Source organism: Pantoea sp. DY-15 (genome assembly GCF_019795935.1).
In the GTDB taxonomy this organism is placed as follows: domain Bacteria; phylum Pseudomonadota; class Gammaproteobacteria; order Enterobacterales; family Enterobacteriaceae; genus Pantoea; species Pantoea leporis.
Map to the genome: position 1 here is coordinate 537,596 of NZ_JAIMIF010000001.1, position 25,125 is coordinate 562,720.

Here is a 25,125-nt window from a genome sequence, read left to right on the forward strand (position 1 = left end):
GGTGAGATGCGCCAAATAAAAATGCCAGCGTCTGCGGCTGGCATTTTTTTTCGGGAGTGGTCAGAATACGTGAAACAGCATGCGCGTTAAGCGACCGCGGCTTGCGTGGCTTCACAGGGCACGATCAGGCTGGCATGATTGCCTTTTGGTCCTTCATGGACATCAAACTGAACCTGCTGGCCAGCTTTCAGCGTTCTGTATCCCTCCATCTGAATCGTGGAGTAGTGTGCGAAGATATCGTCGCCGCCGCTAATCGGACAGATAAACCCGAAGCCTTTGGCGTTATTGAACCATTTTACTGTACCCGTCTCCATGCTTTTACTTCCCTCGCAAGACATTTTGATAAGTAGGTGAGGTCATCGAAGCTGTGAGTCGAGTTTGTTTAAAACTCAATCAGCTTGTGTTAGTAGAATGTAGAGAAACGGACCTTACCGTCAAGCAAACGGCCCTGGCGGACGGGGATAAATTCATCAAAATTTGAGGCAGTTAACGCTATTGCAAATTTTGTGATACAGGTCGCGCATGTGCTTTTAGGGCCAGTTTTTATCAACTGAAAACCGGCTTGACAGGCATGTTAAACTTTAGGAATGGGCGCAGAGATGTGCACAACCGTAACGCAGAATTTCGACGGAACATTATGGCAAACACAAACGACTGGCTTAATTTTGAACATCTAGCCGAAGATAAAGTACGCGAAGGGTTAAAGCCGCCTTCAATGTATAAAGTCATTCTGAATAATGACGATTATACACCTATGGAATTTGTTATTGACGTTCTGCAAAAGTTCTTTTCTTATGATATTGAACGTGCAACGCAGCTGATGTTGAAAGTTCACTACCATGGAAAAGCAATCTGTGGTGTATTCACTGCAGAAGTGGCGGAGACCAAAGTAGCCCAGGTGAACAATTACGCACGAGATAATGAACATCCGTTGCTGTGTACGCTAGAAAAAGCCTGAAGCCATCTCCATATAGGAGATAGGTTGTCAGAGCGATAATTGGGGGAGGTGCCAAATGCTCAATCAAGAACTGGAACTCAGTTTAAACATGGCTTTCGCCAGAGCGCGCGAGCACCGTCATGAGTTTATGACCGTCGAGCATCTGTTGCTGGCATTGCTCAGTAACCCGTCGGCCAGAGAGGCACTGGAAGCCTGTTCGGTGGATATCGTGGCTCTGCGTCAGGAACTCGAAGCCTTCATCGAACAAACCACGCCGGTGCTGCCTGCCAGTGAAGAGGAGCGCGATACCCAACCTACGCTCAGCTTCCAGCGTGTGCTGCAGCGCGCGGTATTCCACGTCCAGTCCTCCGGTCGCAGTGAAGTCGCAGGCGCGAACGTGCTGGTTGCGATTTTTAGCGAGCAGGAGTCGCAAGCGGCTTATCTGCTGCGCAAACACGAAGTGAGCCGTCTCGATGTGGTGAACTTCATCTCCCATGGTACGCGTAAAGACGAACCCGGCCAGCCGCAGAACAATGCGGAGAATCCGGTTAACGAAGAGCAAGCAGGCGGGGAGGATCGTATGGAAAACTTCACCACCAATCTTAATCAGCTTGCTCGTGTCGGCGGAATCGATCCGCTGATCGGCCGCGATAAAGAGCTGGAACGTACTGTTCAGGTGTTATGCCGTCGTCGTAAGAATAACCCGCTGCTGGTGGGGGAATCGGGCGTGGGTAAAACCGCGATTGCCGAAGGGCTTGCCTGGCGCATTGTGCAGGGCGACGTACCGGAAGTGATGAAAGAGTGCACCATCTATTCACTCGACATCGGTTCGCTGCTGGCGGGTACCAAATACCGTGGTGATTTTGAAAAACGCTTCAAAGCGCTGCTGAAACAGCTGGAGCAGGACAGTAACAGCATCCTGTTTATTGATGAAATTCATACCATTATCGGTGCCGGTGCGGCATCGGGTGGCCAGGTGGATGCGGCGAACTTGATCAAACCGTTGCTCTCCAGCGGCAAAATTCGCGTGATGGGTTCAACGACCTATCAGGAATTCAGCAACATTTTTGAGAAAGATCGTGCGTTGGCGCGTCGTTTCCAGAAGATCGATATCACCGAGCCTTCTGTGGAAGAGACCGTGCAAATTCTTAACGGCTTGAAACCGAAGTACGAAGCGCACCATGACGTGCGTTATACCGCCAAAGCGGTGCGTGCGGCGGTGGAGCTGGCGGTGAAGTACATCAACGATCGTCATCTGCCGGATAAAGCGATTGACGTGATTGACGAAGCCGGTGCGCGTGCGCGTCTGGTGCCCGTCAGTAAGCGTAAGAAAACCGTTAACGTTTCGGATATTGAAACGGTGGTGGCACGTATTGCGCGTATTCCTGAGCAGAGCGTGTCACAAACCGATCGTGATACGCTGAAAAATCTCGGCGATCGTCTGAAGATGCTGGTGTTTGGTCAGGATAATGCGATTGAAGCACTGACTGAAGCGATCAAAATGAGCCGTGCAGGTTTGGGCCAGGATCGTAAACCGGTCGGTTCCTTCCTGTTTGCGGGCCCAACCGGTGTCGGTAAAACAGAGGTTACCGTCCAGCTGGCAAAAGCGCTGGGTATCGAGCTGCTGCGTTTTGATATGTCCGAGTATATGGAACGTCACACCGTCAGCCGTTTGATTGGTGCGCCTCCGGGCTACGTTGGCTTCGATCAGGGTGGTTTGCTGACTGATGCGGTGATTAAACATCCACACGCTGTGGTACTGCTGGATGAGATCGAGAAAGCGCACCCGGATGTCTTCAATCTGCTGCTGCAGGTAATGGACAACGGTATGCTGACCGATAACAACGGCCGTAAAGCAGATTTCCGCAATGTGGTGCTGGTGATGACCACCAACGCCGGTGTGCGTGAGACTGAACGTAAGTCGATTGGCCTGATTCATCAGGACAACAGTACTGACGCGATGGAAGAGATCAAAAAGATCTTTACCCCAGAGTTCCGTAACCGTCTCGACAACATTATCTGGTTCCGTCACCTGTCTCAGGAAGTGATTCATCAGGTAGTGGATAAGTTTATCGTCGAGTTGCAGGCTCAGCTGGATGCGAAGGGCGTATCGCTGGAAGTGAGCGATGATGCGCGTGATTGGCTGGCTGATAAAGGCTACGACAAAGCGATGGGTGCGCGTCCGATGGCACGTGCCGTACAGGAAAATCTGAAGAAACCGTTGGCGAATGAACTGCTGTTTGGTTCGCTGGTTGATGGTGGATCGGTATCAGTAGCGCTGGATAAAGATAAAAACCAGCTGACTTACCACTTCCTGAGTGCGGAAAAACGTAAAACCGAAGGTACAGTACACTAAGCGTTTTGCAGATATGAAAAAGGCCGGATGCGAATCCGGCCTTTTTTTTGCGCTGAGTTTGTGCCATCAGCGCGAGATAGAAATATCTACTTAGCGACTACGGAAGACAATGCGGCCTTTGCTCAGGTCGTACGGGGTCAACTCGACAGTCACTTTGTCGCCCGTCAGGATGCGGATATAGTTTTTGCGCATTTTACCGGAGATATGAGCGGTAACCACGTGCCCGTTTTCAAGCTCTACGCGGAACATGGTGTTCGGTAACGTATCCAGTACGGTACCTTGCATTTCAATATTGTCTTCTTTGGCCATCGAATCCTCTGGGTGTACTACCAAACTGTTGAACCGGCAAGATAATGCCGAATTCCATGATTTATGTAAAGAACCGTTGATGATTTTGCCAACGCTTCGCCGTGCGTCGCGCCGTTGCGCGTGCAGTACGGATAAATTAGGGTGTTTTTTGACGTCTGCGGGGGATTAGCGGGCTAAGAATCTGTAGCAATCGGCATCAGTTGCACAATCAAAACAGCTTCGGGAAATGTGTGAGATTCCCAACCTGGCAATTCCGGCTCGCCACAGCGAAGCGCGGACGACATACCAAACTCGCTTATTGTATCACTTTTGTCGGGAATTGTGTGCAAAACATCGGTGACCGATGTCAAAAAAGGGTTTGAGTGTGCCAGCAACTCTCGGAAACCGGTTGCCACGCCAGCGTTTGCACGTACTGCAGATAATCAACGCGAGGAATTTCCACCGCACCGAGGGACGCGGTATGCGGATTCAGCACCTGACAATCAATCAGCCGGCCCTGATGCGCCTGAAAATGTTGTGCGAATACCCAGAGCGCGGTTTTCGAGGCATTTTCCTGACGGCTGAACATCGATTCACCGCAAAAAATTTGCCCCAGCGCCAGGCCATACATCCCGCCGACCAGTTGCTGTTCGCACCAGACTTCAATCGAATGTGCATGGCCCAGTTCGTACAACCGCAACCACGCACGTTTCACTTCGAAAGTGATCCATGTCCCTTCCTGACGGCCGCTGGCGCAGCCTTCCAGCACCTGCGGAAACGCATGATTCATGGTGACGCGATACGGTGAGCGCTTATGGAAGCGCGCCATACTGCGGCTGAGATGGAAAGATTCTGGCAGCATGACCGCGCGGGGATCCGGCGACCACCAGAGAATCGGATCGCCAGGAGAAAACCACGGAAAAATGCCACGCTGATAAGCATTCATCAGGCGGGCAGGGGAGAGATCACCGCCCATCGCCAATAATCCATTGGGCTCGCGCAGCGCCATTTCCGGTGGTGGGAAATTTAATGAATCTCGTGAAAGCTGTATCAGTCTCATTGCATCAATCACACTCAGGGCTGTTGGCTAAGACTATAGCGTAAAGCGCTGATGGAAACGCCAGTAGCGGCCTGCTTTTGAGATTAATTCGGCGTGCGAACCGGATTCGATAATTTGTCCCTGATCCATAACGCAAATGCGGTCCATGGCGTCTAAACCACTTAAGCGATGCGTCACCATAATCAGCGTTTTGCCGCGGGTGACGTGTTGCAATAACGCCAGAATTTGCTGTTCGGTGCTGGCATCCAAACCTTCGGTAGGTTCATCCAGCAGCCACAAATCGCCATCGTGCAGCAGGGCGCGCGCTATTGCCAGACGACGCAGTTCGCCGCCGGACAACGGTCGACCGCCGTCGCCCATCCACGCATTCAATCCTTCGTTGTGTTCGGCGAGATGGGCCAGACCCACCTTGTTCAACGCATCAACCAGTTGCTCATCGCTGGCATCGGGTTTTGCCAGCAGCAGATTGTCGCGCAGCGTTTGGCTGAACAGATGCACGCGCTGTGTTACCACGCTAATGCGGCGACGCAATGAAGCTTCATCCCAGGTGGTGAGATCGCTATCGTTGAGGCTAATTGAACCTTGCTGCGCTTCCCAACCGCGGGTAATCAGCGCCAGCAGACTGGATTTGCCGCAGCCGGTTGGACCGAGCAGCGCCAGATGCTCACCTGCATTTAACGATAGGGAAAAATGCTGCAACACCGGTTCGGGGCGCTGCGGATAGCTGAAGCGGATGTTTTCCATTTTCAGGCTGATACCTGATGGGCTACTGATTTTTGCGCTGGGAAAACGGATCGCGGCGGGCTGTTCAATGATTTCCTGTACCCGCTTAGCGGCGCTGGTCACCTGCGACAGCGGCAGAAACGCTCCGGCAACCGGGGCCAGCGCTTCAAACGCCGCCAGTCCGCAGAACACAAACAGCGCGATCAATGCGCCCGGCGAACTGTTTCCACCCACGCCATTCGCGGAAATCCATAGCAACAGCGTAACCGTCGCGCCGCTGATGACCAGCAACAGACTTTGCGCCAGTGCCTGCAGGCAATGTTGTCTGCGTTGCGCCTGTTGCCACTTCTGTTCATCGCTATCAAGTTGGTCGCGCCACTGTTGTGCTGCACCATAAATTTTCAGCTCAGACAGGCCAGTAATCCAGTGCGTCAACTGCATGCGCCAGCTGGCCTGATGCAGGGCGATTTGGTGTCCGGCTGAGGTGCCAAGCCGCCAGAACAGCGGCGGCATGAGCAACAGCGTCAAAAGCATCATACCGCCGAGCAGCAACGCTAACGGTACATCCAGCAGCGCCAAGCCGCAGGTGACCACCACAATCACCACCGCTGCACCGATTAACGGCGAGATCACACGCAGGTAAAGGTGATCGAGTGTATCCACGTCGCTGACAAAACGGTTGAGCAATTCGCCATGACGAAAACGAGCCAGCTGTTCCGGCGATAGGGCGATAAGTTTGCTAAAGGTGAACACGCGCAAATGTTGCAGCACGCGGAAGGTGGCATCGTGGCTCACCAGGCGCTCAAAATAACGTGCAGCCGTGCGCGTGATCGCCGCGCCGCGCACGCCGGCAGCGGGCAACATGTAATTGAACGTATAAAGTCCCGCTACGCCCGCCAGCGAAGAGGCGGCAAGGAACCAGCCGGATAAAGTCAGCAATCCAATACTGGCAAGCAAGGTGACGATGGCGAGAATGATGCCAAGTCCCAAACGCCATGGATGACGGCTAAACAGACGCAGGAAAGGCAATAAATTATTCATTATGCGATCTCCTTCTGACGATGCTGCGCCATTTCACGCAAAGGTCCATCTTGTTCAACCAGCTGCTGCCAGGGACCTTGTTGCACCAGTTGCCCGGCCTGCATCACCCATACTTCATCCCAGCTAGCGAGCTCGTTGAGTTGATGCGTGATCATTAGCGTGGTTTGCTGGGTGGCCGCCTGCTGCAGTGCGCGGATAACATGTTGCTCACTTTGGCTATCCAGCCCAGAACCAGGCTCATCAAGCAGTAGCAGTTGTGCCGGTTTGAGCAGGGCTCGCGCCACGGCAATACGCTGCGCCTGACCGACGGAAAGCCCCACGCCGCCATCGCCTAAAAGAGTATCTAATCCGTTTGGCAGACGATCTAAAAACTCGTCAACGCCTGCGCGCTGCAGAACCGACATGAGCGTAGCGTCATCAATGGGGCTATTAAGCAGCAGGTTTTCGCGTAGCGTTTGCGCGGGTAAATGCGGATTTTGGCCAACCCAGGCAATATATTTTTGCCAGCTATCGCGGTTGATATCACGCAATTCCTGCCCGTTAACCTGCAGTGAACCCTGATAAGGCAGAAAACCCAGCAAGACGTTCATCAGCGCGGTTTTGCCTGCACCGCTTTGTCCTACCAGCGCCACACGTTTACCCGTATCGAGAGTGAAATTGAGCGATTGAGAGAGCGCTTCACCGCCAGCAGTCATGACCACCAAATTCTGAGCCTGAATATGCAGCGGTGTAGTGAGAGAAAGCTCGCGAGAAGCGTGCTCTTCATGTGGAGCGGGACTTTCGCGTAGAAACTGGTCCAGCGCATCAGCTCCGCCAATCGCTTGCGCTTTGGCGTGATAAAAGGTGCCTAAGTCGCGCAACGGCTGGAAAAATTCAGGCGCCAGAATAAGTGCCAGGAAACCAGCAAACAGCGTTACGCCGGTGCTGTAATGACCAAAATTCAGTTCGCCGAGATAAGAGAAACCGAAATAGACCGCGACGACAGCAATCGCCAGTGAGGCAAAAAATTCCAGCACGGCAGATGAGAGAAACGCCAGGCGTAATACTTCCATGGTGCGTTGCCGAAAATCGGTGGTGCTGGCGGCAATTGCTTCTTGCTCTGCCGCAGCGCGATAGAACAGGCGCAGCGTTTCACGTCCACGCAGACGATCGTAAAAATCACCACTTAGCCGGGCGAGAGCAACAAAGTTGCGGCGATTAGCATCTGCAGCGCCCATGCCAACCATCGCCATAAATAGGGGAATCAGTGGCGCGGTGACCAGCAGAATCAATCCCGCCGCCCAGTTAATTGGAAAAATGGCGATCAATATGGCTAACGGAATAAAGAGTGCCAGCGACATCTGAGGCAGATACCGCGCGTAGTATTCCTGCATCTCTTCGATTTGTTCGAGCAGCAGCGTAGCCCAACTGCCTGCTGGCTTTCCCTGAATCCAGGCGGGACCGAGCACATTGAGTCGATCCAGAACCTGCTGACGCAGCGCACGGCGAATGGCAACGCCGGCGCGATGTCCTGCCATTTCGCGGGCGTAATGCAATCCGGCGCGCAAAACAAAGCACAGCAGCAGCAACAGAAAATCGGTGAGCAGCGATGCGCGCGGTTGCTGTGCGACAAGCAGATTTTGCAGCAGCGAAGCCAGTAACCAGGCTTGGGCGATAATGACCAATGCGCCAGCAAAACCCAGCAGCGAAGCCGCACGTAAGTTGCGCGCACCGTGATGACGTTGCTGACGGAGCCAGCGGAGAAGTTCTTGTTGCCGTGATTTGTTCATGCGATGCCGTTTGGTAACTCAAAAGAGATGTAAATCCCGGATGAAAACCCAGCAATATCGGGCGCGTGAACTGTAGCACGCAGGTAACAAAAAAGGCGACCAAAACTGGCCGCCTTTTAGCGATTATGATCAGGTTATTAACAACTTACTTATCGTTTTTAACCAGTCCATCGAGGAAGCGTTCCGCATCCAACGCCGCCATACAGCCGGTACCGGCAGAGGTAATTGCCTGGCGATAAATATGATCCATCACATCGCCGGCAGCGAACACGCCTGGGATGCTGGTTTGCGTGGCGTTGCCGTGCAGACCAGACTGCACTTTGATGTAGCCATTTTCCAAATCCAGCTGACCATCAAAAATTGCGGTATTTGGACTGTGGCCGATGGCGACAAACAAACCAGCGACGTCCAGTGATTCAGCCGCTTCACCTTTGGTAGACAGCAGTTTCAAGCCCGTCACGCCCATTTGATCGCCAACCACTTCATCCAGCGTGCGGTCGGTGTGCAGCACGATGTTGCCATTGCGCACTTTTTCCATCAGACGGTCAATAAGGATTTTCTCAGCGCGGAAACTGTCGCGACGGTGAATCAGATGCACTTCTGCAGCAATATTAGCCAGATAAAGCGCTTCTTCAACGGCAGTGTTACCGCCACCAATGACGGCAACTTTCTGATTGCGGTAGAAGAAGCCGTCGCAGGTCGCACAAGCAGAGACGCCTTTGCCTTTGAACGCTTCTTCTGATGGCAATCCGAGATAACGTGCCGATGCGCCAGTGGCGATGATCAACGCATCAGCAGTGTATTCACCGCTGTCGCCGACCAGACGGAACGGACGGTTCTGCAAATCGACGGTATGAATGTGGTCAAAAATGATCTCGGTGTTGAATTTCTCGGCATGCTCCTGCATGCGCTCCATCAACGCTGGACCGGTCAGATCGTTTGCATCGCCTGGCCAGTTCTCCACTTCGGTGGTGGTGGTGAGCTGACCTCCTTTCTCCAGTCCGGTAATTAACACCGGATTCAGGTTAGCGCGCGCTGCATATACTGCTGCAGTGTAACCGGCAGGGCCGGAGCCCAGAATGAGCAGCTTACTGTGTTTGGCCGTACTCATGCGTTCCTCAATTTTTTCTCTGACAACATAGTTTTTGATTGTAGGGAAATTAACGCTGCAAAAAAAGGCTCCAGCAATTTTGTTAACAATCACTGCGAGCGGCGTAGACGATGAGTGCAACTTTTGCACGCGCGTTGCGCCAAAAGGGGGCAATGCTCGGCAATTAGTGGTGCAGCAGCATAAAAATTCTCATTTAAAAACAGCAACCCAGAACTCTATCTGGCATCTTGTACTGAATTTGGATGTTTTACTTTGACAATCGCCTGCGCTTTTGCGAAAACATTGGGAGAAGCAGAGAATATTTAGCGATTCAAAACAGAATTTCATTTCTGTTTTGGGCTGTTTAGCCGAATAAACTCAGCCTGACATTGGTAGTGACGCATGATGTGGACAGACAACATGCGTCATACGGATGGACGCGTTACTGCACAGGCTTATGGTCTTCACTTCAGTAAGGCCCTGAACAATGAGCGTTTTCAGGGTGTGGCAGGTAAAGGGAAGGAATTAAGAGAGACAATAATAATGGTAGACAATAAGAAACGCCCCGGAAAAGATTTAGATCGTATCGACAGAAATATTCTGAATGAACTGCAGAAAGACGGTCGAATTTCTAATGTCGAGCTTTCCAAACGTGTTGGATTATCGCCAACTCCATGTCTTGAGCGCGTGCGCCGCCTCGAGCGTCAAGGCTTCATTCTGGGCTACACCGCGCAGCTCAACCCGCATTATCTGGATGCTTCACTGCTGGTTTTCGTTGAGATTACTCTGAATCGTGGTGCGCCAGATGTGTTTGAACAATTTAACGCCGCCGTGCAAAAACTTGAGGAAACTCAAGAATGTCACCTCGTTTCCGGTGATTTTGACTACCTGCTGAAAACCCGCGTACCGGATATGTCCGCTTATCGTAAACTACTGGGTGAGACCTTGCTGCGTCTGCCGGGCGTAAACGACACCCGTACTTACGTGGTGATGGAAGAGGTCAAACAGAGCAATCGTCTGGTGATCAAAACCCGGTAGTGCAGGGCAGGTGCAAAGCTTGCAGGATTTCGGTACACTCCTGTGAATTCATACAGGACCAGCGTCGGGCATGCCCGACGTTGTTGCCTTCTTAATTTACAGGCACCTGGAGAGTTCTCTTGAGCCAGGAATATACAGAAGATAAAGATGTTTCGTTACAACCGCTGAGCAGTGGACGTCGTCTGCTGGAAGCGTTGCTCATTCTTGTGGCCTTGTTCGCCATCTATTTGATGGTGTCGCTGGTTAGTTTTAACCCGTCAGATCCAAGCTGGTCACAAACCGCATGGCACGAACCTATCCATAATCTGGGTGGTAGCGTCGGCGCATGGCTGGCCGATACGCTATTGTTCATCTTTGGCGTGATGGCCTACGCCATTCCTCCCGTCATTATTGGTCTGTGTTGCATCACCTTCCGCCAACGTGATCGTCAGGATTACATCGACTACTTTGCCGTTGGTTTACGCCTGATTGGTGTGCTGGCCTTGGTGGTAACGACCTGTGGTCTGGCGGCGCTCAACGTAGATGACATCTGGTATTTTGCTTCCGGCGGCGTAATCGGCAGCCTGGTCAGCAATGCGATGGCACCGTGGTTCAGTTCGGCTGGCGGCACCTTGACGCTGCTGTGCGTCTGGGCTGCCGGCATCACGCTTTACACCGGATGGTCATGGCTGACGATTGCCGAGAAGATCGGCGGCGTGGTGATGGGTATTCTGACCTTTGCCAGCAACCGTTCACGACATGACGAACCCTGGCAGGAAGAAGAATACGACGACGAAGAGTTTGCTGATGAGGTGTCGCCTCCGATGCATGCTGCACACTCCGTTAATGAAGACGATGATGTGTTGTTAGCTAAACCGCGCAAGGTGAGCGAACCGGTTGCTGCGGAGTTGAGCGACGATCCGCTGCTGGCGAAGGCGAGTGCGGCAACTGCCGCTGCGATTGCGGTTACTACGCAAGCCGCACAGCAAACTCCAGCTGCTATGCAGCCTGCTCCAGCCGCATCTGCCGAACCCGACGCAATGCCACGCGTTGCCGAAACCACGGCTCAGTCGATTCCGGCTCCTCAGCCTGTTGCTGCAGCGCAACAACCAATCGCGCAGCCTTCTGCTCCGCTCTATCGTTTCGAGATGCCAGGTCAAGCAGCACCTTCACCGTTTTCGCCGGCTGATGATGATGAGGGCCCGAGCATGGGCAACTGGCAGGATGCCGCTTCATCTTCTGCACCTTTAAACAGTCTCGCCGCCGCTTCACTTGCCGCTGGAGCAGTCAAAGCAGCGACATCACCTGCTGCTTATTCACCTGCCTTCGATATCGTACCCGAGCGTGATTACAACCCGCAGGTGAAGCAGGGCATTGGTCCAGAGTTGCCGCGTCCAAACAAAGTTAAGTTGCCAACACGACGTGAGTTAGCTTCGTACGGCATTAAGTTGCCTTCGCAGCGTATGGCGGAAGAGCAGGCTAAAGATGCTGAGCAGCAACAGCCAGAAGTCACTGCGTCTTACAGCGTTCCTCCACAGGAACAGGATGTTGAGCTGCAAGAGGCGCAGTTGCGTGAAGCCTTCGCGTCGCAGCAGCAGAATCGTTACGGTGAAAGCTGGCAGGAAGCGTCTGAGCCTGATGACGAGGATGCATTGCAGCAGGCTCAACTTGCACGCCAGTTCGCCGATCAGCAGCAGCAACGCTATACCGAACCTGAAGTGAAGGAAGCACCGGTATTTAATCTGGATACGTCGTCTGCTTTTGATTTTTCACCAATGAAAGATTTGGTCGACGATAGCCCGAGCGAGCCACTGTTCACTATTTCTGCATCGCCAGAGCCGGAAGAGCCCGCGCCGTGGCAACAACCTGCTGCGCCGGAGTCAGCGGCAATGCCGTCGTTGAGTGCTGAATCCAGCCCATGGTCGTCGCCGGAACAGGAAGCTTATTCTGCGCCGCCTGCACCAGTTAAACCTGCTGCGCCTGTGCAGGACAGCTTGTTCCATCCGTTCCTGGTTCGCCATGAACAGCCGCTGGAAAAACCTTCTACGCCGCTGCCCACGCTGGATCTGCTCACGTCACCACCGGCAGAAGAAGAGCCGGTGGATATGTTTGCGCTGGAGCAAACCGCGCGGCTGGTTGAAGCACGCCTGGCTGATTATCGAGTGAAGGCGGAGGTTGTAGGTATTTCACCTGGTCCGGTCATTACCCGCTTCGAGCTCGATTTAGCGCCAGGCGTTAAAGCTTCCCGTATTTCTAACTTGTCGCGTGACCTGGCGCGTTCTCTGTCTGCGGTTGCCGTGCGCGTGGTGGAAGTGATTCCAGGCAAGCCTTACGTCGGGCTTGAACTGCCAAATAAACATCGTCAAACCGTATATCTGCGCGAAGTACTGGATTGCCCTAAATTTCGTGAAAACCCGTCACCGCTTGCAGTGGTGTTGGGTAAAGACATTGCTGGCCAGCCGGTGGTGGCTGATTTGGCGAAAATGCCGCACTTGCTGGTTGCCGGTACCACCGGTTCCGGTAAATCAGTGGGCGTTAACACCATGATCATTAGCATGCTGTATAAAGCCACGCCGGAAGAAGTGCGCTTTATCATGATCGACCCGAAAATGCTCGAGCTGTCAGTCTACGAAGGCATCCCTCACTTGCTGACCGAAGTGGTTACAGACATGAAAGATGCGGCCAATGCGCTGCGCTGGAGTGTTGGTGAAATGGAGCGTCGCTATAAACTGATGTCTGCGCTGGGCGTGCGTAATCTGGCCGGCTATAACGAGAAGATTGAGCAGGCTGCGGCGATGGGCCGACCAATTCCCGATCCGTTCTGGAAGCCGGGCGACAGCATGGACATCACACCGCCGGTGCTGGAAAAACTGCCTTATATCGTGGTGCTGGTCGATGAATTTGCCGATCTGATGATGGCGGTCGGTAAGAAAGTCGAAGAGTTGATTGCTCGTCTGGCTCAGAAAGCGCGAGCGGCGGGTATTCACCTGGTGCTGGCGACACAGCGCCCGTCGGTTGATGTGATTACCGGTCTGATCAAAGCCAACATCCCGACGCGTATCGCCTTCACCGTTTCCAGCAAGATCGACTCACGTACCATCCTCGATCAGGGCGGTGCAGAATCGCTGCTGGGGATGGGTGACATGCTGTACATGCCGCCAAACTCCTCAATGCCGGTACGTGTACACGGTGCATTCGTGCGCGATCAGGAAGTGCATGCGGTGGTTCAGGACTGGAAAGCACGCGGTCGCCCGCAATACATCGAAAGCATTACTGCTGGTGAAGAGAGCGAGAGCGCAGCTGGCGGAATGATGGGCGATGAAGAGCTGGATCCGCTGTTTGATCAGGCGGTTTCTTTCGTGGTGGAAAAACGTCGTGCCTCCATTTCTGGGGTTCAACGCCAGTTCCGTATCGGATATAACCGTGCCGCACGTATCATCGAGCAGATGGAAGCGCAGGGCATCGTTTCTGAACCGGGACATAACGGCAACCGCGAAGTGCTTTCGCCGCCGCCACACGAGATGTAATTTATCGCGTGCAGTTGTCTGCTTATGGGCCAGTTAACACTGGCCCATTGTTTATCTGTTGGTCGATCCCCATATCTTCGGGAGCTTTCGGCTTTTTCTCCTGTCGAAGAGACAGGATGGCAACTACGTTTAATGCTGTAAGTGTCGGGAAACAATGAATAAGGAATCGAATCAGATGAAATTACGCGTTATTGCCTGTGGCCTGTTGGCCAGTTTTGTTTCCGCATCAGTATTGGCGGATGCGTCCAGCGATCTGCAGCAGCGTCTCAATAAAGTGAACAGCTTCCACGCCAGCTTCAGTCAGAAAGTGACCGATGGCAGCGGCGCCAACGTGCAGGATGGTGAAGGCGAGCTGTGGGTGAAGCGCCCAAGCTTGTTCAACTGGCACATGACCGCGCCGGACGAAAGCGTGATTATTTCTGATGGCAAAAATCTGTGGTTCTACAATCCCTTCGTTGAACAAGCCAGCGTTAGCCTGCTGCAAAATGCTGCCAGCAACACACCGTTTATGCTGATTGCGCGTAACCAGCCAAGTGACTGGAAACAGTACAACATCAAGCAGCAGGGCGATAATTTCGAGCTAACGCCGAAGAGCAGTGACGGCAACCTCAAGCAGTTCACCATCAATGTGACATCGTCTGGCACCATCAATAAGTTCAGCGCGATTGAGCAAGATGGCCAGCACAGCGATTATCAGCTGAAGAGCCAAAACAACGGCGCTATTAGCCCAGACAAATTCACCTTTACGCCGCCAAAAGGGGTAACGGTGGACGATCAACGTCAGTGAGGTCACGGTGAGTAACCTGTCTCTGGATTTCGCTCCATCGAATGAGTTTCAGCCGCTGGCCGCGCGTATGCGGCCGGCGACGCTGCAACACTACATTGGGCAACAGCATTTGCTGGCGCCCGGTAAACCGCTGCCGCGCGCCATTGAGGCCGGGCATCTGCATTCGATGATTTTATGGGGACCGCCTGGGACAGGGAAAACGACATTAGCCGAGATTATCGCCCATTACGGTAAAGCTGATGTTGAGCGCATTTCTGCTGTCACTTCTGGCGTGAAAGAGATTCGTGAAGCGATCGAGCGTGCCCGACAAAATCGTCAGGTGGGTCGACGCACCATCCTGTTTGTCGACGAAGTCCATCGCTTTAACAAAAGTCAGCAGGATGCTTTCCTGCCGCATATTGAAGATGGCACCATTACGTTTATTGGTGCCACCACAGAAAATCCCTCGTTTGAACTCAACTCGGCGCTGCTATCCCGTGCCCGCGTATATTTACTCAAGTCTCTTACCACTGCAGATATTGAACAGGTTCTGTTGCAGGCGATGCAGGATGACGAACGCGGTTATGGTAAAAGCGATATTGTGCTGCCGGATAATACGCGCCGTATGATAGCGGAACTGGTGAACGGTGATGCACGTCGGGCATTGAATACGCTGGAAATGATGGCGGATATGGCTGAAAGCAATGCCGAAGACCAGCGTGAATTAACGCCACAATTACTCAACGAAGTTTCCGGTGAAAGGGCGGCGCGTTTTGATAATAAAGGCGATCGTTTCTACGATCTGATCTCCGCTCTGCACAAGTCTATTCGCGGTTCAGCACCCGATGCGGCACTTTACTGGTATGCAAGAATCATCACCGCCGGCGGCGATCCGCTGTATGTCGCCCGCCGTTTGCTGGCTATCGCCTCGGAAGATGTGGGTAACGCCGATCCGCGCGGCATGCAGGTTGCGCTAGCGGCCTGGGATTGCTTTACGCGCGTCGGTCCAGCCGAAGGCGAAAGGGCGATTGCGCAGGCGATTGTTTACCTTGCCAGTGCACCCAAAAGTAATGCCGTTTACACCGCTTTCAAAGCCGCGATGCGCGATGCGCGCGAATTTCCTGACTACGATGTGCCGGAACATTTACGCAACGCCCCAACCAAATTGATGAAAGAGATGGGGCTGGGCAAAGAGTATCGTTATGCGCACGACGAGACTAACGCCTATGCCGCTGGCGAAGTCTATTTCCCGCCTGAAATGGCGCAGACGCGCTACTATCAACCGACTAATCGCGGGCTCGAAGGGAAAATTGGCGAAAAACTGGCCTGGCTGGCTGAGCAGGATCAAAATAGCCCGATAAAACGCTACCGCTGATAAACACCTTACGGTAAGGTGAGCAAGGATTTCATTGCATTCCATAGGGATGCAAGTCCCGCCATTCGTTCAATCAACCTTTTATTACACAGGATTAGCATGCTCGATCCCAACCTGCTGCGTAACGAGCCAGACGCAGTCGCAGAAAAACTGGCACGCCGAGGATTTAAACTGGATGTGGAAACCTTACGTTTGCTTGAAGAGCGTCGTAAAGTCTTGCAGGTAGAAACTGAAAATCTGCAGGCTGAGCGTAATTCCCGATCCAAATCCATCGGTCAGGCCAAAGCACGTGGGGAAGACATCGAGCCGCTGCGTCAGGAAGTGAACGCGCTGGGCGAACGCCTGGATGCGGCTAAAGCAGAACTGGATGCCCTGCAGAACGAAATTCGTGACTTTGCCCTCGCATTGCCAAACCTCCCGGTTGACGAAGTCCCGTTGGGTAAAGATGACAGCGAGAATCAGGAAGTCAGCCGCTGGGGCCAGCCGCGCCAGTTCGATTTCTCGGTGAAAGATCATGTTGAGCTGGGTGAAGCCGCCAAAGGTCTGGACTTTGCCGCCGCGGTGAAATTGACGGGTTCACGTTTCATTGTGATGCAGGGCCAGATTGCGCGTCTGCACCGTGCGCTTAGCCAGTTTATGCTTGATCTGCATACGCAGCAGCACGGTTATCTTGAAACCTATGTTCCGTATCTGGTGAATCAGGAAACGTTGTATGGCACCGGACAGCTGCCGAAGTTTGGTGAAGATTTGTTCCATACCAAGCCGCTGGGCGAAGAAGCGGGTAGCAGCAACTATGCGCTGATCCCTACCGCTGAAGTGCCGCTGACCAATCTGGTGCGTGATGAGATCGTTGAAGAAGAATCTTTGCCGCTCAAACTTGCTGCGCACACGCCATGCTTCCGTTCTGAAGCCGGTTCGTACGGGCGCGATACGCGTGGTTTAATCCGTATGCACCAGTTCGATAAAGTGGAAATGGTGCAGATTGTGGCGCCTGAAACCTCCATGGATGCACTGGAAGAGTTGGTGGGCCATGCTGAGAAAGTGCTTCAGTTGCTCAATCTGCCATACCGTAAAGTGCTGCTTTGTACCGGCGATATGGGCTTTGGCTCTTCCAAGACCTACGACCTGGAAGTTTGGCTGCCAGCACAGGACACCTATCGTGAAATCTCCTCTTGCTCCAACATGGGTGATTTCCAGGCTCGTCGTATGCAGGCGCGCTGCCGTAGCAAAACCGACAAGAAACCGCGTTTGGTGCACACGCTGAACGGTTCTGGTCTGGCAGTGGGGCGTACTCTGGTGGCTGTGCTTGAAAACTATCAGCAAGCAGATGGCCGCATTGAAGTGCCAGAAGTACTACGTCCTTATATGGGCGGACTGGAATTCGTTGGCTAATCAACGCGCAATTATATAAGCCCGGCAATGCCGGGTTTTTTGTTTTTTAAGCTGCAAAATAATTATTTTTTAGTCGGAATTAATAAGAAATAAACGTTATCGACAATAAATGGCTATTAACCATTAAAAATCGTAAATTCAAATAGATAGATGCCAGACTTGTATCCCTCCTTATGCCTCTAACTCTCTGAAGATAAAAAAAATAAATTGTTCCGCAGCAAATCGTGCGGCGACGAATTTTTGCACATTGACTTTAAGATAGCGGATGGCAAACTGCGCGCAATTATCTTCATTTCTTTTGGTTTTATTCCCTATGTCAACCTGGTCGCGCCCCGTCGTTTTGCTGCTTTGCGGCTTAATGCTCATGACGGTGTCTATCGCTGTGCTTAATACGCTGGTACCGCTCTGGCTTACCCATGATCAATTGCCAACCTGGCAAGTGGGAATGGCTAGCTCATCGTATTACACCGGTAACTTGCTGGGCACCTTGCTCGCGGGCTGGTTGATTACTCGTTATGGTTTTAATCGCTGTTTTTACCTCGCCAGCGTGCTTTTTGCCGTAGCGACTATGGGCATGGTGATACTGGATGGTTTCTATAGCTGGACATTACTGCGCTTTACCGCAGGTGTCGGTTGTGCACTGATATGGGTGGTGGTTGAGAGTGCCTTGTTATGCAGCGGTACCGTGCGTAATCGCGGTCAGTTGCTGGCGGCTTATATGATCATCTATTACCTCGGCACTGTTGCAGGCCAGTTGCTGGTGAGCCGCGTGTCAACCGAACTGCTCCACGTGATTCCATGGGTGACTGCACTGATTATCTGTGCGGTATTGCCGGTAGTATTTGTGCATGTCAATACCAGCGCTGCGACAGAAGAAGCTTCAACGGGGCGCCTTTGGGTTATGTTGCGTCGTCGTAGTTCTCGTCTCGGCATCAATGGCTGCATTATTTCCGGTATCGTTCTCGGCTCACTTTATGGCTTGATGCCGTTGTATCTGTCACATCAGGGCATGAGTGATGCAAACGTCGGTTACTGGATGGCGTTACTGGTCAGCTCCGGCATTGTCGGTCAGTGGCCGGTAGGACGTTTAGCCGATCGCTTTGGTCGCCTGATGGTGCTGCGTGTGCAAGTGTTTGTGGTTATCCTGGGTGCGATTGCTATGTTAGGTGATACTGCGATGGCGCCAGCGCTGTTTGTGCTGGGTCTTGCGGGTTTTACACTTTATCCGGTGGCGATGTCCTGGGCGTGCGAAACCGTCGCGCATCATGAGTTAGTGGCAATGAATCAGGCGTTACTGTTTAGCTATACCGTGGGCAGTTTGGTGGGGCCGGGAATGACGTCAATGCTGATGCAGAATTACTCTGACCGCCTGCTGTTTGTGATGATTGCTGCAGTTGCACTGGTTTATCTGGTGATGTTACTGCGCAAAGCCGATCATCAGGCTACTCCTGTCGCACATGCTTAACGCATTCCTATGAAATAGTAAAAAGGGGAGCCGGTGGTTCCCCTTTTGTTTGCGGTTAATACATCACTTCATGGCCGTAGCTGGCGAGGATATTCTTCACTCGCTCCATGGTTTCCTTGCTCGGCGGCTTAACACCATCCAGCTTGTACTCTTCGCCCATGGCGATCCATTTGTGTTTGCCTAACTCGTGGTAAGGCAGCAATTCGATCTTCTCTATGTTATCCATATCTTTGGTAAACTCACCCAAGCGATGAACGGAGTCATCATCATCGGAGTAACCAGGCACCACTACAAAGCGGATCCAGGTGCGTTTGCCTCTCTTCTGCAGATAGCGCGCAAAGTCCAGCGTACGATGATTGGAAACGCCCACCAGAATCTGATGCACATCATCGTTAATCTGTTTTAAATCGAGCATTACCAAATCAGTGGCATCAAGCAATTCATCGATCACCGGATCGTAGCGACGAACAAAGCCGTTAGTGTCGAGACAGGTATGAATGCCTTCTGCCTGGCAAGCGCGGAACCAGTCACGCACGAACTCCGCTTGTAAGATCGCTTCGCCACCCGACGCCGTCACGCCACCGCCAGATGCATTCATGAAGTGACGATATGAGAGCGCATCCTTCATCAACTCTTCAACGGTAACTTCTTTACCGCCATGCGTGTCCCATGTATCGCGGTTATGGCAATACAAGCAGCGCATGAGGCAGCCCTGAAAAAAGGTAATGAAGCGGATGCCTGGGCCGTCAACGGTGCCGCAGGATTCAAAGGAGTGGATACGACCGATGGTTGACATTGCGATGAGTTCTCCAGGTGGGCCTGAATATCAGGCAGCACAATCTATGTTGTGCTCTAAAAGTGAAAGTCGATTTTGCCAGGTCGCCAGCACCAGCAAACTGGCAAAACGGACTTGTGGAGAAAAGGCTCCCGCAGGAGCCTTTCAATCTCAGTGAACTACGATTACAGCGACTGAGTGAACGTACGGGTAATTACATCTTTCTGCTGCTCTTTGGTGAGCGAGTTGAAGCGCACAGCATAACCGGATACGCGAATGGTCAGCTGCGGATACTTCTCAGGATGTTCCATCGCATCCAGCAACATCTCACGGTTCATCACGTTAACGTTCAGATGCTGACCGCCCTCAATATTGGCTTCATGGTGGAAATATCCATCCATCAGGCCAGCAAGATTGGTTTTACGCACGTTATCATCTTTACCCAGCGCATTTGGCACGATGGAGAAAGTATAAGAGATGCCGTCTTTCGCGTAAGCAAAGGGCAGTTTCGCGACGGAGGTCAGTGAAGCCACCGCACCTTTCTGATCACGGCCGTGCATTGGGTTAGCACCCGGACCGAATGGCGCACCCGCACGACGTCCGTCTGGCGTATTACCGGTTTTCTTACCGTAAACCACGTTAGAAGTGATGGTCAGCACTGACTGAGTTGGCACCGCGTTACGGTAGGTTTGCAGTTTCTGAATTTTCTTCATGAAACGTTCAACCAAATCGCACGCCATGTCATCAACGCGAGAGTCGTTATTACCAAATTGCGGATATTCGCCTTCAATTTCAAAGTCTACCGCTAGACCATCTTCATCACGGATGGTTTTCACTTTGGCGTATTTGATGGCAGAAAGTGAGTCAGCCGCAACAGACAGACCCGCGATACCACAGGCCATGGTGCGATAAACATCACGATCGTGCAGCGCCATCAGTGAAGCTTCGTAGCTGTACTTATCGTGCATGTAGTGAATGATATTCAGGGAGGTGACGTACTGCTTAGCCAGCCAATCCATGAAGTGATCCAGGCGCTCCATCACGATGTCGTAATCAAGAATCTCGTCAGTGATTGGTGCTTCTTTCGGACCCACCTGCATTTTCAGTTTTTCATCAACGCCACCGTTGATTGCGTACAGCAGGGTTTTTGCCAGGTTGGCACGCGCACCGAAGAACTGCATCTGCTTACCGACAATCATTGGGCTAACGCAGCAGGCGATAGCATAGTCATCGTTGTCGAAGTCAGGACGCATCAGGTCATCATTCTCATACTGCAATGAGGATGTATCGATAGACACTTTTGCGGCGTATTTCTTAAAGTTAACCGGCAGTTTTTCTGACCACAGGATGGTCATATTTGGCTCCGGAGATGGCCCCATGGTGTAAAGCGTATTCAGGAAACGGAAGGTGCTTTTAGTCACCAGAGTACGACCATCGACGCCCATACCCGCCAGTGATTCTGTTGCCCAGATTGGGTCACCGGAGAACAGCTCATCGTATTCAGGCGTACGCAGGAAGCGCACCATACGCAGTTTCATCACCAGATGGTCAATCAGTTCCTGTGCTTCTTCTTCAGTCAGTTTTCCGGCCTGAATATCGCGCTCGATATACACATCAAGGAAGGTGGATACGCGACCAAAGGACATTGCCGCACCGTTCTGAGATTTCACCGCCGCGAGATAGCCATAGTAAGTCCACTGAACGGCTTCTTGAGCATTGGTAGCGGGCAGCGAGATATCTGAACCATACTTCGCAGCCATCTCTTTGATCTGACCCAGTGCGCGGTGCTGTTCAGAGATCTCTTCACGCAGGCGAATGGTGGCTTCGAGGTCAACGCCATTCTCCATATCGCTCTGCAGAGAATTGAACTGCGCAACTTTGTCTTTCATCAGAAAATCGATGCCGTACAGCGCAACGCGGCGATAGTCACCGATGATACGACCGCGGCCATAGGCATCCGGTAAACCCGTCAACACGCCTGATTTACGGCAGCGCATGATGTCAGGGGTGTAAACATCGAACACGCCCTGGTTATGGGTTTTGCGGTAATCAGTGAAGACTTTTTTCAGCGCGGGATCAAGTTCGCGGCCATAAACCTTGCAAGAACCCTCAACCATTTTGATGCCGCCAAACGGGATGATGGCACGTTTCAAAGGTGCTTCAGTTTGCAGGCCAACGATTTTTTCCAGCGATTTGCTGATGTAGCCGGCATCATGAGAGGTGATGGTTGAAGCCAGATCGGTGTCAAAATCTACCGGCGCGTGGGTGCGGTTCTCGATTTTGATGCCTTCAAGTACACTGTCCCACAGCTTAGTTGTGGCCGGCGTCGCGCCAGTGAGGAAGGATTCGTCGCCTTCATACGGTGTGTAGTTTTTCTGGATAAAGTCACGGACGTTGACGCTGTTCTGCCATTCGCCGGCGCTAAATCCTTCCCAGGCTGACGCCATTTTTTCATTCAGTTCGGACATGATATACCTGCCTTATTTAGGGAGACTTTGACGTATGGCGCGCTGACTCAGCACGCCCGTACCAATTCATTAATGCACCTGCTCATCGCCACGCAGATAGATTACCCAGTAGGTCAAACCGACTAATAATCCGCCGCCAATAATGTTGCCGATGGTCACGGGAATCAGGTTGTTAACAATAAAGTCACTAACGCTTAGTGATGGGAACTGTGCTGCGCTTGCACCAGCCATTTGCCAGAATTCCGGGCTGGAAAAATCACGGATAACGATGGCCATCGGGATAAGGAACATGTTGGCAATACTATGTTCAAAACCGCAGGCAACAAACATCGCCACCGGTAGGATCATCGCAAACATTTTGTCCATCAGACTGCGGCCGGAATAACTCATCCATACCGCCAGGCAAACCATCAGGTTGGCGAGCGTGCCGAGACTCACTGCTTCAATAAAGGTGTGATGCATTTTATGGTCAGCGGTTTGCAGGACATTCAAACCCCAGGCACCATTCGCCACCATGTGTTCACCGGCTAACCAGATCAGCGCGACAAAGAACAGCGCACCAAACAGGTTACCGATATAGACCGTCAACCAGTGTCGACCGAGTTGCAGCCAGGTGATACGGCCGCTGGCTTTTGCCACCACGATCAAAACAGTTGAGGTGAACAGGTCAGCACCGCACACCACGACTAACATTAAACCGAGCGAGAAACAGATACCGCCGATCAGTTTTGCTATGCCGTAGGGCATTGCTCCACTTCCGGTGGTCGCAGTGATATAGAAGACAAATGCGATTGAGATAAATACGCCAGCAGTGATGGCAAGGAAGAAGGTGGTTAAAGGACGTTTAGTAGCTTTATATATGCCGGCTTCTTCTGCAACTTTCGCCATTGCCGCCGGTAATAATGAATTAAAAGGGTTGTCAGCTTTCACACTAACGCTCTCCAAAAATTGCCTGTAAAGATATTAACAAAGGAGTATAGGTCAGAAATTGATGTGGATCATATTTGACCGGAAGGTCGCTGATAAGCGAAGCGTAAATGCGTCTGAGTGCTGCTTAAATTATTGAATTTATTGTAATAAATAATTTTTAATTTATGCAAAATAAGTTGAAGGTGGCTGCGGGCAAGACTAGATTTTGTTAAATATCATTAACGATTAAAGCTGAATTGTTATTTAATAATGCACTTAAATCTCTTTATATGATCAATATAAAAAAATGGCACTGATTTTTTCAGTGCCATTGACCAATACCCTAATTTCTATAAATGGAAATTTAAGCGTTAAGGCTATTTTTGTGACCAATAACGACGTTTAGCTGTCTGCAGCTTTTCATAGGCAGCGAGTAATGATTGATGCGCAGGGAAAGCTTTCAGATCCAGATCGACCGCTTGCAATCCATAGAAGGGCGCTTCGCCACTGATTGCCGCTGAAGCAGCCTCAACAGCAGCCTGGCCGTACATACGAATAAAGGCGCGATGATATTGTAGCGGATCGCGTTCCTCTTCCATTGCCAGCAGCAGCAAGGTTTGCAGACAGCGGTAGTAGTTTGCGCGCTCTTCACTAAAGATGGACTGATTAAACTCCATCGTCCATTCAGTCCAGATCAGAGCCTGATCCAGGTCGCCGCCGGCCAGCGCCAGCATGGCTTTCAGCTCGCCAATACGTAGCGTGTACCAGCCATTATCTTTGCCTGATGCCAGACCCAGCAGCTCGCGCACGCGAGTAAAGTCATCATGACCTTCCTCATCCAGTTGCACAATCAGCTCGAGATAGGCTTCGGGTTCCCATTGGCTGTCTGGCAGCGCCAGCAGGGTTTTGCGCAGTGGTGCGCCCATGCTGTTATTTGCCAGCAGCAGATCTTCTGCTGGATAAATATCAGACATGCCCGGCACGATAATGCGGCAAGCGTAAACACTCAGATGTTCATAGTCAGCGATATAGACTTCTTTATCTTCCGCACGGAAGATCGCCATTAGCGTATCAAACTCTTCGTGAGTGGTACCCGCAAAGCTCCAGTCGACGAAAGGATAATCGGCATCGTCTTTAAACATATCCCATGAAATCAGACCGCTTGAATCGATGAAATGCGTTTCCAGGTTAGCGTGTTCCGCTACCTCTTCATCATCGAACGTCGGCGGTGTGAACACGTCGAGATCTTTCAGACCACGGCCCTGCAGCAGTTCAGTAACGGTTCGCTCAAGTGCGACGCCAAAGTCCGGATGTGCGCCAAACGAAGCGAAGCAGGTACCATTTGCTGGATTGAACAGCACAACGCAGATAACCGGGTATTTGCCGCCGAGTGACGCATCGTATGAGAAGATTGGGAAACCTTCTGCTTCCAGACGTTCAATTGCTTCAATTACGCCAGGATAACGCTGCATCACCTCTGCTGGAATTTCTGGCAGGCTGATGGATTCGGCGATGATGCGATTCTTAATATGACGCTCAAACACTTCAGAAAGACCCTGTACACGCGCTTCGTTCGCGGTGTTACCGGCAGACATACCATTCGAAACGTACAGATTACCGATGATGTTCATCGGGATATACACTGTTTGCTGGTCAGATTGACGGATAAATGGCAGGCCACAAATTCCACGCTCGTCATTGCCGGATTGCAGATCAATCAGCTCAGAAGCACCCAGGCTCTCATCAGGATCATAGAACTTGCGCAGGCGCGCATCCAAAATGCCTTCTGGCAGGCTGTCGTCCTCAGTGAGCGGGAACCATTTTTCATTCGGATAGTGAACAAAATCACCATTAGCGATGGATTCACCCAACCAGAAATCGGCGAAGAAATAGTTAGTAGAGAGGCGCTCAAAATATTCGCCCAGCGCTGAAGCCAGAGCGGCTTTTTTGCTAGCACCTTTGCCATTTGTAAAGCACAGCGGGCAGTCGCGATCGCGAATGTGTACTGACCAGACGTGTGGCACCGGATTCAGCCAGGAAGCTTCTTCAATGTTGAAACCAAGGTCTTGCAGTTTCTGCTGAAAGCGAGCAATGGAATCTTCCAGTGCGGCGTCTTTTCCGGGGATAAACGTTTGCGTCATGGTGGCGCTCTCTTAAGTCAATGGGG

Annotated in this window: 19 protein-coding genes; 8 read left to right on the plus strand and 11 right to left on the minus strand. The window is 52.0% G+C overall.

Translation table 11 applies throughout. The features are described from left to right. Positions 1–86: 86 nt before the first annotated feature. Entirely contained in the window at positions 87–314 is a 228-nt protein-coding gene (gene cspD, locus K5Y32_RS02630; RefSeq protein WP_007887624.1) for a cold shock-like protein CspD, read from the minus strand. A gap of 323 nt (positions 315–637) precedes the next feature. Here cspD and clpS point away from each other — a divergent pair, with 323 nt between their 5' ends. After that, positions 638–958, plus strand: coding sequence for an ATP-dependent Clp protease adapter ClpS (clpS, locus tag K5Y32_RS02635; protein ID WP_007887621.1), 321 nt, complete (start codon positions 638–640; stop codon positions 956–958). Positions 959–1,013: 55 nt separating this feature from the next. Beyond that, positions 1,014–3,293 carry an ATP-dependent Clp protease ATP-binding subunit ClpA gene (gene clpA, locus K5Y32_RS02640; protein WP_064740732.1) on the plus strand — a complete coding sequence of 760 codons (2,280 nt, stop codon included), beginning with the start codon at positions 1,014–1,016 and terminating at the stop codon, positions 3,291–3,293. A gap of 90 nt (positions 3,294–3,383) precedes the next feature. Here the strand turns inward: clpA and infA are convergent, their stop codons facing one another. The 5 genes from infA to trxB form a co-directional block, all read right to left on the minus strand. Next, entirely contained in the window at positions 3,384–3,602 is a 219-nt protein-coding gene (gene infA, locus K5Y32_RS02645; RefSeq protein ID WP_002211347.1) for a translation initiation factor IF-1, read from the minus strand. A gap of 346 nt (positions 3,603–3,948) precedes the next feature. Then, entirely contained in the window at positions 3,949–4,641 is a 693-nt protein-coding gene (aat, locus tag K5Y32_RS02650) for a leucyl/phenylalanyl-tRNA--protein transferase (RefSeq protein WP_222181727.1), read from the minus strand. 33 nt (positions 4,642–4,674) lie between these two features. After that, positions 4,675–6,405, minus strand: coding sequence for a cysteine/glutathione ABC transporter ATP-binding protein/permease CydC (cydC, locus tag K5Y32_RS02655; RefSeq protein ID WP_222181728.1), 1,731 nt, complete (start codon positions 6,403–6,405; stop codon positions 4,675–4,677). Then, positions 6,405–8,174: a cysteine/glutathione ABC transporter permease/ATP-binding protein CydD gene (gene cydD / locus K5Y32_RS02660; RefSeq protein ID WP_222181729.1), complete on the minus strand. Its 1,770-nt coding sequence runs from the start codon at positions 8,172–8,174 to the stop codon at positions 6,405–6,407. Before cydD ends, cydC begins: the two co-directional genes overlap by 1 nt. 145 nt (positions 8,175–8,319) lie before the next feature. Continuing rightward, positions 8,320–9,285 carry a thioredoxin-disulfide reductase gene (gene trxB / locus K5Y32_RS02665; RefSeq protein ID WP_061717155.1) on the minus strand — a complete coding sequence of 322 codons (966 nt, stop codon included), beginning with the start codon at positions 9,283–9,285 and terminating at the stop codon, positions 8,320–8,322. Between the two features lie 522 nt (positions 9,286–9,807). Here trxB and lrp point away from each other — a divergent pair. From lrp to serS, 5 genes are all read left to right on the plus strand, one after another. Further along, positions 9,808–10,302 carry a leucine-responsive transcriptional regulator Lrp gene (gene lrp / locus K5Y32_RS02670; protein WP_006118610.1) on the plus strand — a complete coding sequence of 165 codons (495 nt, stop codon included), beginning with the start codon at positions 9,808–9,810 and terminating at the stop codon, positions 10,300–10,302. A 119-nt stretch (positions 10,303–10,421) separates the two neighbouring features. Continuing rightward, positions 10,422–13,808, plus strand: a complete 3,387-nt coding sequence (locus tag K5Y32_RS02675; protein WP_222181730.1) for a DNA translocase FtsK 4TM domain-containing protein — start codon at positions 10,422–10,424, stop codon at positions 13,806–13,808. Positions 13,809–13,983: 175 nt separating this feature from the next. Then, positions 13,984–14,595, plus strand: a complete 612-nt coding sequence (lolA, locus tag K5Y32_RS02680; RefSeq protein ID WP_008102417.1) for an outer membrane lipoprotein chaperone LolA — start codon at positions 13,984–13,986, stop codon at positions 14,593–14,595. A 7-nt stretch (positions 14,596–14,602) separates the two neighbouring features. Then, positions 14,603–15,949: a replication-associated recombination protein A gene (locus K5Y32_RS02685; protein ID WP_222181731.1), complete on the plus strand. Its 1,347-nt coding sequence runs from the start codon at positions 14,603–14,605 to the stop codon at positions 15,947–15,949. A 99-nt stretch (positions 15,950–16,048) separates the two neighbouring features. Next, positions 16,049–17,341 carry a serine--tRNA ligase gene (gene serS / locus K5Y32_RS02690; protein ID WP_222181732.1) on the plus strand — a complete coding sequence of 431 codons (1,293 nt, stop codon included), beginning with the start codon at positions 16,049–16,051 and terminating at the stop codon, positions 17,339–17,341. 171 nt (positions 17,342–17,512) lie between these two features. Here serS and K5Y32_RS02695 read toward each other — a convergent pair whose 3' ends face one another. Further along, the gene (locus K5Y32_RS02695; protein WP_222182954.1) at positions 17,513–17,707 is read right to left on the minus strand and encodes a hypothetical protein; all 195 of its coding nucleotides are present in this window, start codon (positions 17,705–17,707) and stop codon (positions 17,513–17,515) included. Here K5Y32_RS02695 and K5Y32_RS02700 point away from each other — a divergent pair. After that, positions 17,655–18,806, plus strand: a complete 1,152-nt coding sequence (locus tag K5Y32_RS02700) for an MFS transporter (RefSeq protein WP_101760964.1) — start codon at positions 17,655–17,657, stop codon at positions 18,804–18,806. The two genes, K5Y32_RS02695 and K5Y32_RS02700, sit on opposite strands and share 53 nt — an antisense overlap. A gap of 55 nt (positions 18,807–18,861) precedes the next feature. On the opposite strand, the gene pflA is transcribed toward K5Y32_RS02700, so the two are convergent. From pflA to ycaO, 4 genes are all read right to left on the minus strand, one after another. Continuing rightward, a complete protein-coding gene (gene pflA, locus K5Y32_RS02705; RefSeq protein ID WP_101760963.1) occupies positions 18,862–19,602 on the minus strand; it encodes a pyruvate formate lyase 1-activating protein in 741 nt (246 codons plus the stop codon). Between the two features lie 164 nt (positions 19,603–19,766). Continuing rightward, positions 19,767–22,049 (minus strand): formate C-acetyltransferase, encoded by a 2,283-nt coding sequence (gene pflB, locus K5Y32_RS02710; RefSeq protein WP_222181733.1) that lies wholly within the window; start codon positions 22,047–22,049, stop codon positions 19,767–19,769. 69 nt (positions 22,050–22,118) lie between these two features. Continuing rightward, a complete protein-coding gene (focA, locus tag K5Y32_RS02715; RefSeq protein WP_222181734.1) occupies positions 22,119–22,979 on the minus strand; it encodes a formate transporter FocA in 861 nt (286 codons plus the stop codon). Positions 22,980–23,335: 356 nt separating this feature from the next. After that, positions 23,336–25,099 (minus strand): 30S ribosomal protein S12 methylthiotransferase accessory factor YcaO, encoded by a 1,764-nt coding sequence (ycaO, locus tag K5Y32_RS02720; protein WP_222181735.1) that lies wholly within the window; start codon positions 25,097–25,099, stop codon positions 23,336–23,338. Between the last annotated feature and the right edge of the window lie 26 nt (positions 25,100–25,125).